Source organism: Pseudonocardia halophobica, assembly GCF_027922425.1.
Taxonomy (GTDB): domain Bacteria; phylum Actinomycetota; class Actinomycetes; order Mycobacteriales; family Pseudonocardiaceae; genus Pseudonocardia; species Pseudonocardia halophobica.
The window spans coordinates 56,972-70,544 of record NZ_BSFQ01000007.1; the positions used below are offsets into that span (position 1 = coordinate 56,972).

The 13,573-nt window shown below is 73.4% G+C and carries 15 protein-coding genes; 9 read left to right on the plus strand and 6 right to left on the minus strand.

Features of this window, described 5'->3' with window-relative positions:
• Positions 1-15: 15 nt before the first annotated feature.
• Complete coding sequence (locus tag PKE99_RS10890; RefSeq protein WP_037038868.1) at positions 16-552, minus strand: NUDIX domain-containing protein; 537 nt, start codon at positions 550-552, stop codon at positions 16-18.
• 50 nt (positions 553-602) lie between these two features.
• On the opposite strand from PKE99_RS10890, the gene fdhA reads away from it, so the two are divergent.
• The 5 genes from fdhA to prcA all read left to right on the plus strand — a co-directional run bounded on the left by fdhA (position 603) and on the right by prcA (position 5,724).
• Positions 603-1,817 (plus strand): formaldehyde dehydrogenase, glutathione-independent, encoded by a 1,215-nt coding sequence (gene fdhA, locus PKE99_RS10895; RefSeq protein ID WP_037038871.1) that lies wholly within the window; start codon positions 603-605, stop codon positions 1,815-1,817.
• Positions 1,818-1,935: 118 nt separating this feature from the next.
• Entirely contained in the window at positions 1,936-3,438 is a 1,503-nt protein-coding gene (gene dop / locus PKE99_RS10900; protein ID WP_037039379.1) for a depupylase/deamidase Dop, read from the plus strand.
• Between the two features lie 145 nt (positions 3,439-3,583).
• Positions 3,584-3,781, plus strand: a complete 198-nt coding sequence (locus PKE99_RS10905; protein WP_037038873.1) for a ubiquitin-like protein Pup — start codon at positions 3,584-3,586, stop codon at positions 3,779-3,781.
• A gap of 130 nt (positions 3,782-3,911) precedes the next feature.
• Positions 3,912-4,856, plus strand: coding sequence for a proteasome subunit beta (prcB, locus tag PKE99_RS10910; RefSeq protein ID WP_081923623.1), 945 nt, complete (start codon positions 3,912-3,914; stop codon positions 4,854-4,856).
• Positions 4,857-4,929: 73 nt separating this feature from the next.
• On the plus strand, positions 4,930-5,724 hold the full coding sequence (gene prcA, locus PKE99_RS10915; protein ID WP_037038875.1) for a proteasome subunit alpha: 795 nt from the start codon (positions 4,930-4,932) through the stop codon (positions 5,722-5,724).
• Between the two features lie 62 nt (positions 5,725-5,786).
• Here the strand turns inward: prcA and PKE99_RS10920 are convergent, their stop codons facing one another.
• The 4 genes from PKE99_RS10920 to PKE99_RS10935 form a co-directional block, all read right to left on the minus strand.
• Positions 5,787-6,149, minus strand: coding sequence for a VOC family protein (locus PKE99_RS10920; RefSeq protein WP_037038877.1), 363 nt, complete (start codon positions 6,147-6,149; stop codon positions 5,787-5,789).
• A 25-nt stretch (positions 6,150-6,174) separates the two neighbouring features.
• Positions 6,175-7,002: a formate dehydrogenase accessory sulfurtransferase FdhD gene (gene fdhD, locus PKE99_RS10925; protein ID WP_037038879.1), complete on the minus strand. Its 828-nt coding sequence runs from the start codon at positions 7,000-7,002 to the stop codon at positions 6,175-6,177.
• Positions 7,003-7,078: 76 nt separating this feature from the next.
• Entirely contained in the window at positions 7,079-7,846 is a 768-nt protein-coding gene (locus tag PKE99_RS10930) for a methyltransferase domain-containing protein (protein ID WP_037038881.1), read from the minus strand.
• A gap of 59 nt (positions 7,847-7,905) precedes the next feature.
• Positions 7,906-9,483 (minus strand): bifunctional phosphatase PAP2/diacylglycerol kinase family protein, encoded by a 1,578-nt coding sequence (locus PKE99_RS10935; protein WP_306470736.1) that lies wholly within the window; start codon positions 9,481-9,483, stop codon positions 7,906-7,908.
• Between the two features lie 42 nt (positions 9,484-9,525).
• Between PKE99_RS10935 and pafA the strand changes: the two genes are divergently transcribed.
• Positions 9,526-10,887: a Pup--protein ligase gene (gene pafA / locus PKE99_RS10940; protein WP_037038883.1), complete on the plus strand. Its 1,362-nt coding sequence runs from the start codon at positions 9,526-9,528 to the stop codon at positions 10,885-10,887.
• Between the two features lie 63 nt (positions 10,888-10,950).
• Here pafA and PKE99_RS10945 read toward each other — a convergent pair whose 3' ends face one another.
• Positions 10,951-11,199 carry a hypothetical protein gene (locus tag PKE99_RS10945; protein ID WP_037038885.1) on the minus strand — a complete coding sequence of 83 codons (249 nt, stop codon included), beginning with the start codon at positions 11,197-11,199 and terminating at the stop codon, positions 10,951-10,953.
• Positions 11,200-11,393: 194 nt separating this feature from the next.
• On the opposite strand from PKE99_RS10945, the gene PKE99_RS10950 reads away from it, so the two are divergent.
• The 3 genes from PKE99_RS10950 to PKE99_RS10960 are packed head-to-tail and all read left to right on the plus strand — an operon-like array spanning position 11,394 to position 13,563.
• The gene (locus tag PKE99_RS10950) at positions 11,394-12,383 is read left to right on the plus strand and encodes a helix-turn-helix transcriptional regulator (RefSeq protein ID WP_037038887.1); all 990 of its coding nucleotides are present in this window, start codon (positions 11,394-11,396) and stop codon (positions 12,381-12,383) included.
• Positions 12,380-13,378, plus strand: coding sequence for a helix-turn-helix transcriptional regulator (locus tag PKE99_RS10955; protein WP_037038888.1), 999 nt, complete (start codon positions 12,380-12,382; stop codon positions 13,376-13,378). The genes PKE99_RS10950 and PKE99_RS10955 overlap by 4 nt, the downstream gene beginning before the upstream one ends.
• Positions 13,378-13,563, plus strand: a complete 186-nt coding sequence (locus PKE99_RS10960) for a hypothetical protein (protein WP_037038890.1) — start codon at positions 13,378-13,380, stop codon at positions 13,561-13,563. The genes PKE99_RS10955 and PKE99_RS10960 overlap by 1 nt, the downstream gene beginning before the upstream one ends.
• The last annotated feature ends 10 nt before the right edge of the window (positions 13,564-13,573 follow it).

Sequence of the window (13,573 nt, forward strand, 5' to 3'; positions counted from 1 at the left end):
AGCGACTATCGCCACTCACAGGGTGCGGAGGAAGTGCTCGGCGAGGATGCGGGAGTCGGGGGCGAACCCGCGGGCCGGGTCGGCCAGCAGCTCCGCCAGCTCGGCGTTCGTCCGCCACCCGCCCTCCGCGACCTCCGACGCCTGGTGGTGCACCGGGCCGTCGGAGAACGCCTCGTAGCCGAACAGGTGGCAGCGCAACCCCTCCGGCCCGCCGAGGCCGGCGCCCGGCCCCGACTCCCACGCCACCGCCAGCAACGGCCGCAACACCACCCCGCGCACGTCGAGCTCCTCGGCCAGCTCGCGGGTCGCCGTCCCGAGCGGGGTCTCGCCGGGATCGACCACCCCGCCGGCCACGCAGTCCCACAGGCCGGGCATCACGAGCTTGTCGTCCGCCCGGCGGTGGACGTACACGCGCCTGCCGTCCGTGCTGCGCAGGATCACGCCCGCGCTGCCGTGCCAGAGCGAGCGGGCGTAGACCTCCGCGCGCGGTGCGGCCCCGACGACCGTCCCGGCCGCGTCGTACACGGCGATCACCTCGTTCCCGCTCGTCATGGGGCCATGGTCCCGTTGTGACCTTGGACACGTCGGAGTAGGGAGGGTTCATGGGTGGAAACAGGATCGTCGTCTACAAGGAGCCCGGCCGTGTCGAGGTCGAGGACCACGACATGCCGAAGCTGGAGGTCCCCGCCGACGTCGCGCAGGCCAAGGGCATGAGCCGCGAGGCGCCGCACGCGGTGATCCTCAAGAACGTCTCGACCAACATCTGCGGGTCGGACCAGCACATGGTCCGCGGCCGCACCACGGCGCCGGCCGGCCAGACACTGGGCCACGAGATCACCGGCGAGATCGTCGAGAAGGGCAACGACGTCCAGTTCCTGGACGTCGGGGACATCGTCACGGTGCCGTTCAACATCGCCTGCGGGCGTTGTCGCAACTGCCGCGAAGGCGCCACGGGCGTCTGCCTGAACGTCAACCCCGCGCGCGCCGGCTCGGCCTACGGCTACGTCGACATGGGCGGCTGGGAGGGCGGCCAGGCGGACTTCGTCATGGTGCCGTTCGCCGACTTCAACCTGATGAAGTTCCCGGACCGGGACCAGGCGCTGGCGAAGATCCGGGACCTGACGATGCTCTCGGACATCTTCCCGACGGGCTATCACGGCGCCGTCTCCGCCGGGGTGACGACGGGCATGACCGTGTACGTGGCCGGGGCAGGGCCGGTGGGGCTGGCCGCCGCCTACTCCGCGCACCTGCTGGGCGCCGCCGTGGTGATCGTCGGCGACCTGAACAAGGAGCGCCTCGAGCAGGCGCGGTCCTTCGGGTGCGAGACCGTGGACGTCGGGCAGACGGCCACCCTCGAGGAGCAGATCGACCAGATCCTCAAGACCAACGAGGTCGACTGCGCCGTCGACGCCGTGGGGTTCGAGGCCACCGGACACGGCGGCGGCGAGGAGAAGCCCGCCCAGGTGCTCAACGACATCATGAGCATCACCCGGGCCGGCGGGAGCCTCGGCATCCCGGGTCTGTACGTGACCGGTGACCCGGGTGCGGCGGACCCGGACGCCAAGGAGGGCACGCTCAAGGTCCGTCTGGGCCTGGGCTGGGCCAAGAGCCACAGCTTCGTGACGGGGCAGTGCCCGGTGCTGCGCTACAACCGCAAGCTGATGATGTCGATCCTGAACGACAAGGCGCACATCGCCGACGCGGTCAACGCCACGGTCATCCCGCTCGAGGACGCCCCGCGCGGGTACCAGGAGTTCGACCGGGGCGCGGCCCGCAAGTACGTGATCGACCCGCACGGCATGATCCCGGCGGCCTGATCCGCAGGCTCCGCACCACGGTGTCCGACCCGCCCGGCGACCGCCGTTCCGGCCGCCGGGCGGGTTAGGCTCTGGGGATGCACTCCCGCGAGGTCCGTTCGTGACCGCCCGCCGCATCATGGGCACCGAGGTCGAGTACGGCATCTCCGTGCCCGGCGACCCGACCGCCAACCCCGTCATCACCTCGACGCAGATCGTGCTGGCGTACGCGGCCGCGCAGGACATCCCGCGCAACCGCCGCGCCCGCTGGGACTACGAGGTCGAGTCGCCGCTGCGCGACGCGCGCGGGTTCGACCTGTCCGCGCCCACGCTCTCCAGCTCGAACAACGACTCGGAGCTCGACGACCTCGGCGCGGCGAACGTCATCCTCACCAACGGCGCCCGGCTCTACGTCGACCACGCGCACCCGGAGTTCTCCACACCCGAGGTGCTGACCCCGCGGGACGTCGTGATCTGGGACAAGGCGGGGGAGCGGATCATGGAGGAGGCCGCGGTGCGGGCCGCCACCGTGCCCGGCGCGCCGCGGATCCAGCTCTACAAGAACAACGTCGACGGCAAGGGCGCGAGCTACGGCTCGCACGAGAACTACCTGATGGCCCGCCAGACCACGTTCCCGGCGATCGTCGGCGGCCTCACGCCGTTCTTCGTCTCCCGCCAGGTCGTCACGGGCGCGGGCCGGGTCGGCATCGGCGCCCAGGGGGACGCGGAGGGCTACCAGATCTCCCAGCGTGCGGACTACATCGAGGTCGAGGTCGGCCTCGAGACCACGCTCAAGCGCGGCATCATCAACACCCGGGACGAGCCGCACGCCGACGCCGACAAGTACCGCCGGCTGCACGTCATCATCGGCGACGCCAACATGAGCGAGTACGCCACGCTGCTCAAGGTCGGTACCACCGCGCTGGTCCTCGACATGATCGAGAACGGCGTCCGGTTCGACGAGCTGCGCCTGGCCGAGCCGGTGCGCGCCGTCCACCAGATCAGCCACGACCCGTCGCTGCAGCAGAAGGTGGAGCTCACCGACGGGCGCTCGCTCACCGCCGTCGAGCTGCAGTGGGCCTATCACGAGAAGGCCGTCAAGCACGTCGAGAACTCGCAGGGCGCGGACATCGACCCGGACACGGCCGAGGTGCTGCAGCTCTGGGGCGAGATCCTCGAGGACCTCGCCGAGGACCCGATGCGCACGGCGGACCGGCTCGACTGGACGGCCAAGCTGCGGCTGCTCAACGGCTACCGGGAGCGGGACAACCTGCAGTGGAACTCGGGCCGCCTCGGTCTGGTCGACCTGCAGTACACGGACGTCCGGATGGCCAAGGGCCTCTACAACCGGCTGGTCACCCGCGGGTCGATGAAGCGGCTGGTCACCGAGGAGCAGGTCGAGCGCGCGATCCGCAACCCCCCGGAGGACACCCGCGCCTTCTTCCGCGGCCGCTGCCTCGAGCGCTACCCGGCCGAGGTCGCGGCGGCGTCGTGGGACTCGGTCATCTTCGACCTGGGCCGCGAGTCGCTGGTCCGGATCCCCACGCTGGAGCCGCTGCGCGGCACGCGCCGGCACGTCGGGGAGCTGATCGAGGGCTCGCGGACCGCCGAGGAGCTGGTGAAGGCCCTCACCAACGGGTGAGCCGCCCCGCCGGGACATCAGTTCGCAACCCGCGAACCGTGGGCGACGGCGGGTCCCGGCAAGTAGGCTGGACGCATCGGACCCCGGGGTCTGCCTGCCACGACGGTGGCGGGTCGCCCGGGATCGGACGCGAGGAGGAGACGTCATGTCGCAGGAGCAGACGAAGCGCCAGGGCGGTGGCGGCGGCGACGACGACGAGAGCGGCGACGCCTCGGCCGCCGGCCAGGAGCGCCGGGAGAAGCTGGGCGAGGACGTCGACACGATCCTCGACGAGATCGACGACGTCCTCGAGGAGAACGCCGAGGACTTCGTCCGCGCGTACGTGCAGAAGGGCGGCCAGTAGCCGCACCTGACAGCCGGTGGCGGGTCGGGCCCCGGAAGGGGTCCGGCCCGTCTCTGCTAGTACCTGGTACCCGGCCCCATCCGTGAGCGACACCCCGACAGCGACTTGCGAGAGAGGCACACCCCACACCATGGAGTTCCGCGAGGGCATCCCCGGGCCCGCTGCGATCGGCCGCCCCTTCCCCGGTTCCCCCGAGCCCGCGGCCGGCCGCCGGGACGGGCAGCCCGGGCTCGGCCACCACGCCGCCTTCGCGGCACTGGGCGAGACGTCGTTCGCCAACTACGTCGCGGCCACCCAGCCGCACCTGCTCCCCGGCCGGATGTTCGACGCGCCCCGCGGTCCGGAGGGCCGGCCCATGACGCCCGACGCGCTGGGCGTGCCGCACGGCACCACGATCGTCGCGCTGCAGTTCTCCGGGGGCGTCGTCATCGCCGGTGACCGGCGCGCCACCGCGGGCAACGTCATCGCCCAGCGGGACATCGAGAAGATCTTCATCACGGACTCGCACTCCGCGGTCGGCATCGCCGGTTCGGCGGGCATCGCGATCGAGATGATCCGGCTCTACTCGGTCGAGCTGGAGCACTACGAGAAGATCGAGGGCGTGGCCATGTCCCTCGACGGCAAGGCCAACCGGCTCGCGGGGATGATCCGCGGCAACCTCGGCGCGGCCCTGCAGGGCTTCGTCGTCGTGCCGCTGTTCGCGGGCTACGACACCGAGGAGCCGGACCCGGCGAAGGCCGGCCGCATCGTCACCTACGACCCCACCGGCGGGCGCTACGACGAGTGGCTCGGCTACCACGCCGTCGGCTCCGGCTCGGTGTTCGCCAAGTCCTCGATGAAGAAGCTGCACCGCACGTCGGCGGACCTGCAGACCACGCTGCGCAACGCGCTCGAGGCGCTGTACGACGCCGCGGACGACGACACCGCCACCGGCGGGCCGGACCTGGTCCGGAAGATCTATCCGGTCGTCGTCAGCATCACCGGTCCCGAGGGCGCCGTGCGGCGCTCGGAGGAGGAGATCGCCGGGATCGTCGAGCGGATCGTGGCGGACCGCGCGGAGAACCCGGGCGGCTGAGCGTGCCGCGCCCGGTCCGCCGGGCGCGCCCGCCCCACCCGGCCAGCACGATGAGATCCAGGAGCGTCCCCCGATGACGATGCCCTTCTACTCCTCCGTCGACCAGCTGCTCCGCGACCGGTCGGAGCTCGCCCGCAAGGGCATCTCCCGCGGCCGCAGCGTCGTGGTCATGACCTTCTCCGGCGGTGTCCTGTTCGTCGCCGAGAACCACTCCAGCGCCCTGAACAAGGTCTCCGAGATCTACGACCGGATCGGCTTCGCGGCCGTCGGCCGGTACAACGAGTTCGAGGGCCTGCGCACCGCCGGCATCCGGCTCGCCGACTCCCGCGGCTTCTCCTACGACCGGCGGGACGTGACCAGCCGCTGGCTGGCCAACACCTACGCCCAGTTCATCGGGGCCGCGTTCGTGGAGCAGCAGAAGCCGTACGAGGCGGAGATCTGCCTGGCCGAGGTCGGCGAGACGCCGGACGGGGACCAGCTGTACCGCATCACCTACGACGGCTCGATCACCGACGAGCCGCAGTACGTGGTCATGGGCGGCACCACCGAGCCGATCTCGACGAAGCTCAAGGACGTCTACGACGGCGGGCACGACCTCGGCGAGGCGCTGGCGACCGCGCTGGAGGGCCTGCAGGTCCCCGGGTCCGGCCCCGGCAACGGCACCGAGGCGCGCGTGCTCGGCGAGAAGGCACTCGAGGTGGCCGTGCTGGACCGCACCCGTCCCGGCCGGGCCTTCCGCCGGATCAGCGGCCCGGTGCTGCGCAGCCTGCTGCCGGCCGCGAACCGCGGCGAGGCCGCCGAGGAGCCGGACGTCCGCGGCGGCGACGACGCCCCGGCCGCGGGCGGTGCCCTGCCCTCGTCGAACTGACCCCGACCCCGGCGCGCCGGTCCACCTCGGTGGGCCGGCTGCGTCGTTCTCGGGGGTCGTTCTCAGGAGTACGTGCGCAGCTCGACGCCGTTGCCGTCCGGGTCGGTCAGGTAGATGCCCCGGCCCTGGCCGCGCGCCCCGAAGAGGTCCTTCGGGCCGGCCACGCCGTGCTCCGCGGCGAGGGCGTCGAGGTCCGTCCCGCTCAGGACCAGGGCGAAGTGGCCCACGTTGGTCCCGGTCCGCTCGCCGCGCTGGACGTCGATGATCGTCCCCTCGGACACCCGTAGGGAGGCGAACGGCACCTCGCCGCGCCGCCACTCGTCGAGCCGCTCCGTCGCCAGGCCCAGGGTCTCCCGGTACCAGGCGATCAGCCGCTCCGGGTCGTCCGTCACCAGCACGATGTGGTCCAGCCCGTCGACGCGCATGCCGCGAGCGTAGGGCGACGACCGCCTAGAGGGCGATGCGTTCCGGGTGCGTGTAGACGTTGCCCGAGCCGCCGCGCAGGAACCCGACGAGGGTGAGCCCGGCCTCGTCGGCCAGCTCCACCGCCAGGGAGGACGGCGCGGACACCGCGGCCAGCACCGGCACCCCGGCCATCACGGCCTTCTGGACCAGCTCGAACGAGGCCCGCCCGGAGACCTGCAGCACCGTCCCGGCGGCCGGGACCCGGCCCTCGAGCAGGGCGTGCCCGAGGACCTTGTCGACGGCGTTGTGCCGGCCGACGTCCTCGCGCGTGACCAACAGCGACCCGTCCGGTTCGAACAGCCCCGCGGCGTGCAGCCCGCCGGTCGAGTCGAAGACCTTCTGGGCCTCGCGCAGCCGGTCCGGCAGCGTCCCGACGACCTCCCACGGCACCCGCACCTGGTCGTGGGCGGGGGAGAAGCGGGACTTGAGCTTCACGGCGTCGAGCGAGGCCTTCCCGCAGACCCCGCAGGAGGAGGTCGTGTAGAAGTTCCGCTCCACCGAGGTGTCCGGCGGCTCGACGCCCGGCGCGAGGGCCACGTCGAGGACGTTGTAGGTGTTGCGGCCCTCCGCGTCGACCGAGTCGCAGTAGCGGGCGGTGAGGAGGTCCGTGGCCGCGCCGATGACCCCCTCGGTGAGCAGGAAGCCGTGGGCGAGCTCGACGTCGTGCCCCGGGGTGCGCATGGTCACCGTCAGCGGCGCCCCGTCGACGCGCAGCTCGAGCGGCTCCTCGACGGCCAGCGTGTCCGGCCGGCGGCGCTGCGATCCGTCCGCCGCGAGCCGCAGCACCGGCCGCCGTGCGGTGAGCCTTCCCATGGGTCCCAGCCTACGGAGCCCGGGGGTCCGCCGCCTGGCCTGAACGTGTGGGACCGGGACCTCGGAGACCGGGCCCTCACTCCGGGACGGCGGCCACGCAGAAGCGGTTCATGCTGAAGAAGTAGTCGCCGCCGCGGACGTCGGCGAGCCACGCCCGGGCGTCCTCGCCGGTCAGGCCCTGCCGGTCCGCGACGTAGCCCGCAATCGTGTGAGCGATCAGCGCGCTGTAGGTGTCCTCGTCGAGGCGCGGGTTGAGGATCGGGATCGCCGCCTGCACGGTGACCCGGAACCCGGCGTTCCGCAGGTGGCGGGCCCAGGTCGCGGGCAGGTGCGGGTGCACCAGGTGCTCCTCCCAGGCCGTCATGACGCGGGCGTGCCGGGCCCGGTCTGCGACGTGCCAGACCACCGAGTCCCAGTCGGTGTCGAGCAGCAGCACCCGGCCGCCCGGGCGGACGACCCGGCGCAGCTCGGCGAAGGCCTGCGGGATGTCGGCGACGTACTCGTAGACCTGGGTGGAGACGACGGCGTCGAGGAAGTCGTCGGGGTAGGGGAGGGTCTCCGCGGAGCCCTGGGCGATGGTCACGCCCGGCAAGGCCCCCACCCGGCGCGTGGCCAGGGCGTTCATCGCCGGGCTGGGGTCGATGCCGTGGACGGTCCCCTCCGGCCCGACGGCGGCGGCGAGGGACTCGAGCAGGAAGCCGGGGCCGGAGCCGACGTCGAGGATCAGTTCCCCGGGCCGCGGCGCGAGCAGGCCCAGCACCTCGGCCCGCTGCTGGACGATGTCGGGGGTCGAGTAGACCCGCTCGATCTCGCGGGCGCCTTCCTCGTCGAACGCGAGCGTCATCGGTCCTCCCGGGGCGTGTCCGGGTGGGTCGGACCGGATCGGCCGGGCATTACGGGCCGTCAGCCCTGGAACGGCCGGTCCCGGCCGGTCCAGCGCTCCTCGTCGCGCCGGTAGACCGGGACCGGGTTCTTGGCGACCCGGAAGGTGTACCGGCCGGCCTCCTCGACCACCTCGCCGTCCGTGGCGAGGCTGCTCGGCACGGCCAGCTCGACGTCGAGCTCCGGGGTCTCGAGCTGGGTGTAGACGCGGCTGTGCCCGAGCGCGCCGAAGATCAGGGCGCCGACCACCCGCAGCCGGGAGAACGCGACGTCGGCGCGCAGCCACCGGACGTCGAGCAGCCCCGAGTCGAGGGTCGGCCGCCAGGCCGGGACCATGCCGCGCGGGTGGTAGGGCCCGTTGCCGACGAAGATGAACCACACGAGGTGCCAGCGGTCGCCGACCTTGACCCGCACCTTCTCCGACCGGCGCAGCACCGTGACCAGGGCGGCCGCGAAGGCCGGCCACTTGCCCCACCGCGGCTGCCACTTCTCGCGCAGCCGGACCAGCTCGGGGTAGGAGCCCACGCTCGCGGTGTTGAGGAAGTAGCGGGTGCGGATGACCTCGGGGTGCACGGGCTCGTCGCCCGCGCCGGGGTGCGCCTCGACCATCGCCAGGTCGACGGCCACCGCCTCGCCGGCCTGCGTGGCGTCGACCGCCTCCTGCAGGTCGTAGACGCCGACATCGCGGGCGAAGTGGTTGAGCGTGCCCGCCGGGACCACGACCAGGGGCAGGTGGTGGCGGTCCGCCGCCGCGGCGGCCGCGGCCACGGTGCCGTCGCCGCCCGCCACGCCGAGGGCCTGCACCCACTCGCCCCGCTCGGCGACGGCCTCGTCGAACTGCTCGCCGACGTCCTTGCCCTTGCCGACGCGCAGCAGGTGCGCGGCGGGCAGCGCCTGCCGGACGTCCTCGGTGAGGTCCTGGTCCGGCGGGCCGGAGTGGGGGTTGACCACGATCACCAGGCCCTCGCCCTGTGGCAGCTCCGGCACGGAGTCCACCGGCCGGGCGCGGGCCTCGTCGGTGCGCCGGGGCGGCCACCACCGCTGGGTGCCGAGCGCGATGCCGGACCCGACGGCGGCCCCCACCACGACGTCGGACGCCCAGTGCACACCCACGTGCACCCGCGAGTACGCCACGGCCGCGGCCAGCGGCACGACCGCGGGCGCCACCTTCGGGTTGTCCAGGGTGACCGCGGTGGCGAACGCGGCCGCCGAGGCCGCGTGCCCCGAGGGGAACGACGACGAGGTCGGCGGCTTGGCGAGCGTCCGGTACGCGGGCAGCTCGGCCGCCGCGGGGCGCCGGCGCGGCAGCAACGGCTTGAGGATCCCGTTGGCCGTCGCGGACGACAGCGCGATCGCGAGCATGCCGCGCGCCGCCGCCTTCCGACCGGCCCCGCGGCGCACCGCGAGCACCCCCGCGACGAGCACCCAGAGCGCGCTGTGGTTCGCCGCGGCAGACAGCCGGCGCATGACGTGGTCGAACCGGGTGTGGGGGCGCGCCGAGACGGCGGCCGTCACGGCCCGGTCGAGGTCGTTGACGGCCGCCAGCCCACGATCGAGGCGGCGGGATTTCAGGGCGACTCGCCGGAACCAGTCGGTCACAGGCGTGACCTTATGGGGGTTCCTGCGCTTACGCTGTGAGACATGCAGCGTCGGATCTTCGGGGTCGAGACCGAGTTCGGGGTCACGTGCACCTTCCACGGCCAGCGCCGGCTGTCGCCGGACGAGGTCGCGCGGTACCTGTTCCGGCGCGTCGTGTCCTGGGGCAGGTCGTCCAACGTCTTCCTGCGCAACGGGGCCCGCCTCTACCTCGACGTGGGTTCGCACCCCGAGTACGCCACCGCCGAGTGCGACACGCTGACCGGGCTCGTCGCCCACGACAAGGCGGGCGAGCGGATCCTCGAGGACCTGCTGGTCGACGCCGAGCGCCGGCTCGTCGACGAGGGCATCGGCGGCGACATCTACCTGTTCAAGAACAACACCGACTCCGCGGGCAACTCCTACGGCTGCCACGAGAACTATCTGGTGGCGCGGCAGGGCGAGTTCGCCCGGATCGCCGACGTGCTGCTGCCGTTCCTCGTCACCCGCCAGCTGATCTGCGGCGCGGGCAAGGTGCTGCAGACCCCGCGCGGCGCGGTCTACTGCCTGTCCCAGCGGGCCGAGCACATCTGGGAGGGCGTCTCCAGCGCCACCACCCGCTCCCGGCCGATCATCAACACCCGGGACGAGCCGCACGCCGACGCCGAGCGCTACCGCCGGCTGCACGTGATCGTCGGCGACTCCAACATGGCCGAGACCACCACGCTGCTCAAGGTCGGCACCACGCACCTGGTGCTGGAGATGATCGAGGCCGGCGTCCAGTTCCGGGACTTCACCCTGGACAACCCGATCCGCGCGATCCGCGAGATCAGCCACGACCTCACCGGCCGGCGCACCGTGCGGCTGGCGGGCGGGCGCGAGGCCAGCGCGCTGGACATCCAGCGCGAGTACCACGCCCGCGCCGTCGAGCACCTGCGCCAGCGCGGCAGCGAGGACCGCACGCTCGAGCGGGTCGTCGAGCTCTGGGGCCGCACGCTCGACGCCGTCGAGAGCCAGAACTTCTCCCTGATCGACCGGGAGATCGACTGGGCGATCAAGTACCGGCTGGTCGAGCGGTACCGCGCCAAGCACGACCTGGACCTGTCCAGCGCGCGGATCGCGCAGCTCGACCTCGCCTACCACGACATCCGGCGCGGCCGCGGCCTGTTCGACATGCTGCAGCGCAAGGGCCTGGTCGAGCGGGTCACGGACGACGGCGAGATCGAGGTCGCCAAGGACACCCCGCCGCAGAGCACCCGGGCCAAGCTGCGCGGCGACTTCATCGCCGCCGCCCAGGCCGCAGGCCGGGACTTCACGGTCGACTGGGTGCACCTCAAGCTCAACGACCAGGCCCAGCGCACCGTGCTGTGCAAGGACCCGTTCCGCTCGGTCGACGAGCGGGTGGACCGGCTGATCCAGTCCCTGTAGGCCCCGAACGCGAACGGCCCCGTCGCCCTCCCGGGCGGCGGGGCCGTCGTCGTCCGTGCCGGGCTACTCGATGCCGGGCATCATCTTCTTCCGCAGGGCGAGCAGGTCGTCCTGGATCGGCTTGGCGGCGGGCCCGGCGTGGTCGGGCGCGGGCTGGATGCCCAGCGCGTGCAGGAGCGCCTCGGCGGCCTGCTTGGGGTCGCCGGTCTCGCCGAGCACGGGGTGCAGCCCCTGGTCGGCGAGATGGTGGAACACCAGGTTCACGACGCTCCACGGGTTGAAGGTCTCCGGCTGGCCGGCGTCGTGCGTCATCGCGGTGGGCCTCCTCGTACTGTGCCGTGCGTCACCGGAAGCCTCTGCCGCGGTGATCGCCGGGTCAAGGCCGCGCGGTGTCGCTTCCTGAGACACCGACCCGGCAGGGGCGCGCGTTCACCCGACCGCGGTCCGACGTGCCGAGTTTCTCCGGGTGCCCGCGGCGTTCGAACGGTTGGTCGTATGCTGCCCCCGTGTCCTCCGCCCGTGCCGAGCGCCTGGTCAACCTGGTGCTCTGCCTGCTGTCGACGCGGCAGTTCCTGACCGCGGAGCGGATCCGCGCGACCGTGCCCGGGTATGCCGACGCGACCAGCGACGAGGCCTTCTTCCGCATGTTCGAGCGGGACAAGACCGAGCTGCGCGAGCTGGGCGTGCCGCTGGAGACCGGCCGCACCTCGGCGTTCGACACCGTGGAGGGCTACCGCATCGCCCGGGGCGACTACGAGCTCGGCGAGATCGACCTCGACGCCGAGGAGGCCGCCGCCGTCGCGCTGGCCGGCTCGCTGTGGGACTCGCCCGAGCTGTCCGGCGCCGCGCACGGGGCCCTGCGCAAGCTGCGGGCCGCCGGTGTGGAGGTCGACGAGACGCGGGGTTCGGTGCAGCCGCGGGTCCGGGCCGCCGAGCCGGCGTTCGCGCCGCTGCTCGCCGCCGTGCAGGCCGGTCAGGCCGTCACCTTCGACCACCGTCGCGGCGGGCCGACCGGCGAGATCGCCCGGCGCACCGTGGAGCCGTGGGGCGTGGTGTCGTGGCGGGGCCGCTGGTACCTCGTGGGCCACGACCGGGACCGGGAGGACGTCCGGTCCTTCCGGCTGTCCCGCATCCTCGAGCCGGTCAAGACGGTGGGCGAGCCCGGTGAGGTGACCGTGCCGCCGGGCACCGACCTGATGGCGTCGATCCACCGGTCCGTCGACCAGGGGCCGGTCGTCGGGGTCGCCACCGTGTGGGTCGCGGAGGGCCACGCGCACGGCCTGCGCCGGCTCGGCACGGTCGTCGGGCCGCGTGAACTCGGCGGCCGTCAGGGGGACGTGCTGGAGATCGAGCTGCGCAGCGAGCGGACCGTCGCACGCTGGCTGGCCGGGGCGGGACCGGACGTCGTCGTGCTCGACCCGCCGGGGCTCGCCGCGCACGTGCGGCGGCTGTGGGAGGGCGCGCTCGCCGCCCACGCGGGGGAGCGCGTCCGGTGAGCGGGGTCGCCGACCGGCTGCCGCGGCTGCTGTCGCTGGTGCCGTACCTGCTGGCCCGGCCGGGCATCCCGATCGCCGAGGCCGCTGCGGACTTCGACATCACCCCCCGGCAGCTGCGCCGCGACCTCGAGCTGCTGTGGATGTGCGGGCTGCCCGGGTACGGGCCGGGGGACCTCGTCGACCTCTCGTTCTCCGGCGACACGGTGACCGTGACCGAGGACGCCGGGATGCGCCGCCCGCTGCGGCTGACCACCGCGGAGGCGACCGCGCTGCTGGTGGCCCTGCGGACCCTCGGCGAGGCACCCGGGGTCGTCGACACCGCGGCCGTGCGCAGGGCCACCGCCAAGATCGAACGGGCCGTCGGCGACGCCGGGGTGGCCACCGTCGCCGTGGACCTCACCCGCGAGGAGGAGGCCACCGCGGCCACCGTGCGCGGCGCCCTGGACCGCGGGCGGGCCCTGCAGATCGTCTACTACACCGCCGGGCGGGACGCGGTGTCCCGCCGGACCGTCGACCCGATGCGGCTGCTGCTCGTCGAGGGCCGCGGGTACCTGGAGGCGTGGTGCCGGCGCGCGGAGGGCGTGCGGCTGTTCCGGCTGGACCGGGTCGAGGAGGTCGCCGAGCTCGCCGAGCCGAGCGCGCCGCCGTCCGACGCGGAGCCGCACGACGTCTCGCGCGGGCTGTTCACGCCCAGCGAGGAGCATCGCACCGCGGTCCTCGAGGTGGCCCGCGAGGCCCGCTGGATCGCCGAGTACTACCCGGTCGACGAGGTCGTGGAGCACCTCGACGGGTCGGGCTCGGCGCGCGTGCTGCTCCGGTACGCCGACCCGGCCTGGCTGGTCCGGCTGGTGCTGGGCCTCGGCGGCGGGGCGCGGGTGTTGGAGCCGCCCGAGCTGGCGGTCGCAGTCGCCGAGCGGGCGCGCGAGGCGCTCGCCGCGGCGACCACCACGGACGACGTGCCCGGCGGGCACGGCACGGGAGCGGGGGAGCGTTGATGGGGCTGTACTGGGTGCCGGTCCTGCTGGGGGCGGCGGGGATCGTGCTGCTGCTGGCCGTGGCGGTGGTCTGCCTGGCCCACGTGCGGCGGTTCGTGCACGCCGCGCAGCACGAGCGCCGGCGCACCGAGCAGGCCGTCCTCCCGCTGCGGTCGGCGGCCGCGGAACTGCGCGCCCGCCGCTGACGTTGCCCGG

Coding starts and splice junctions, on each gene's coding strand:
- PKE99_RS10920 (WP_037038877.1), bottom strand. CDS start 6,149: ATGCGCGTCGACGGGCTGGACCACATCGTGCTGGTGACGGACGACCCG.
- pafA (WP_037038883.1), top strand. CDS start 9,526: ATGCAGCGTCGGATCTTCGGGGTCGAGACCGAGTTCGGGGTCACGTGC.
- fdhD (WP_037038879.1), bottom strand. CDS start 7,002: ATGGGAAGGCTCACCGCACGGCGGCCGGTGCTGCGGCTCGCGGCGGAC.
- PKE99_RS10960 (WP_037038890.1), top strand. CDS start 13,378: ATGGGGCTGTACTGGGTGCCGGTCCTGCTGGGGGCGGCGGGGATCGTG.
- PKE99_RS10945 (WP_037038885.1), bottom strand. CDS start 11,199: ATGACGCACGACGCCGGCCAGCCGGAGACCTTCAACCCGTGGAGCGTC.
- PKE99_RS10905 (WP_037038873.1), top strand. CDS start 3,584: ATGTCGCAGGAGCAGACGAAGCGCCAGGGCGGTGGCGGCGGCGACGAC.
- dop (WP_037039379.1), top strand. CDS start 1,936: ATGGGCACCGAGGTCGAGTACGGCATCTCCGTGCCCGGCGACCCGACC.
- PKE99_RS10890 (WP_037038868.1), bottom strand. CDS start 552: ATGACGAGCGGGAACGAGGTGATCGCCGTGTACGACGCGGCCGGGACG.
- fdhA (WP_037038871.1), top strand. CDS start 603: ATGGGTGGAAACAGGATCGTCGTCTACAAGGAGCCCGGCCGTGTCGAG.
- prcB (WP_081923623.1), top strand. CDS start 3,912: ATGGAGTTCCGCGAGGGCATCCCCGGGCCCGCTGCGATCGGCCGCCCC.
- PKE99_RS10930 (WP_037038881.1), bottom strand. CDS start 7,846: ATGACGCTCGCGTTCGACGAGGAAGGCGCCCGCGAGATCGAGCGGGTC.
- prcA (WP_037038875.1), top strand. CDS start 4,930: ATGACGATGCCCTTCTACTCCTCCGTCGACCAGCTGCTCCGCGACCGG.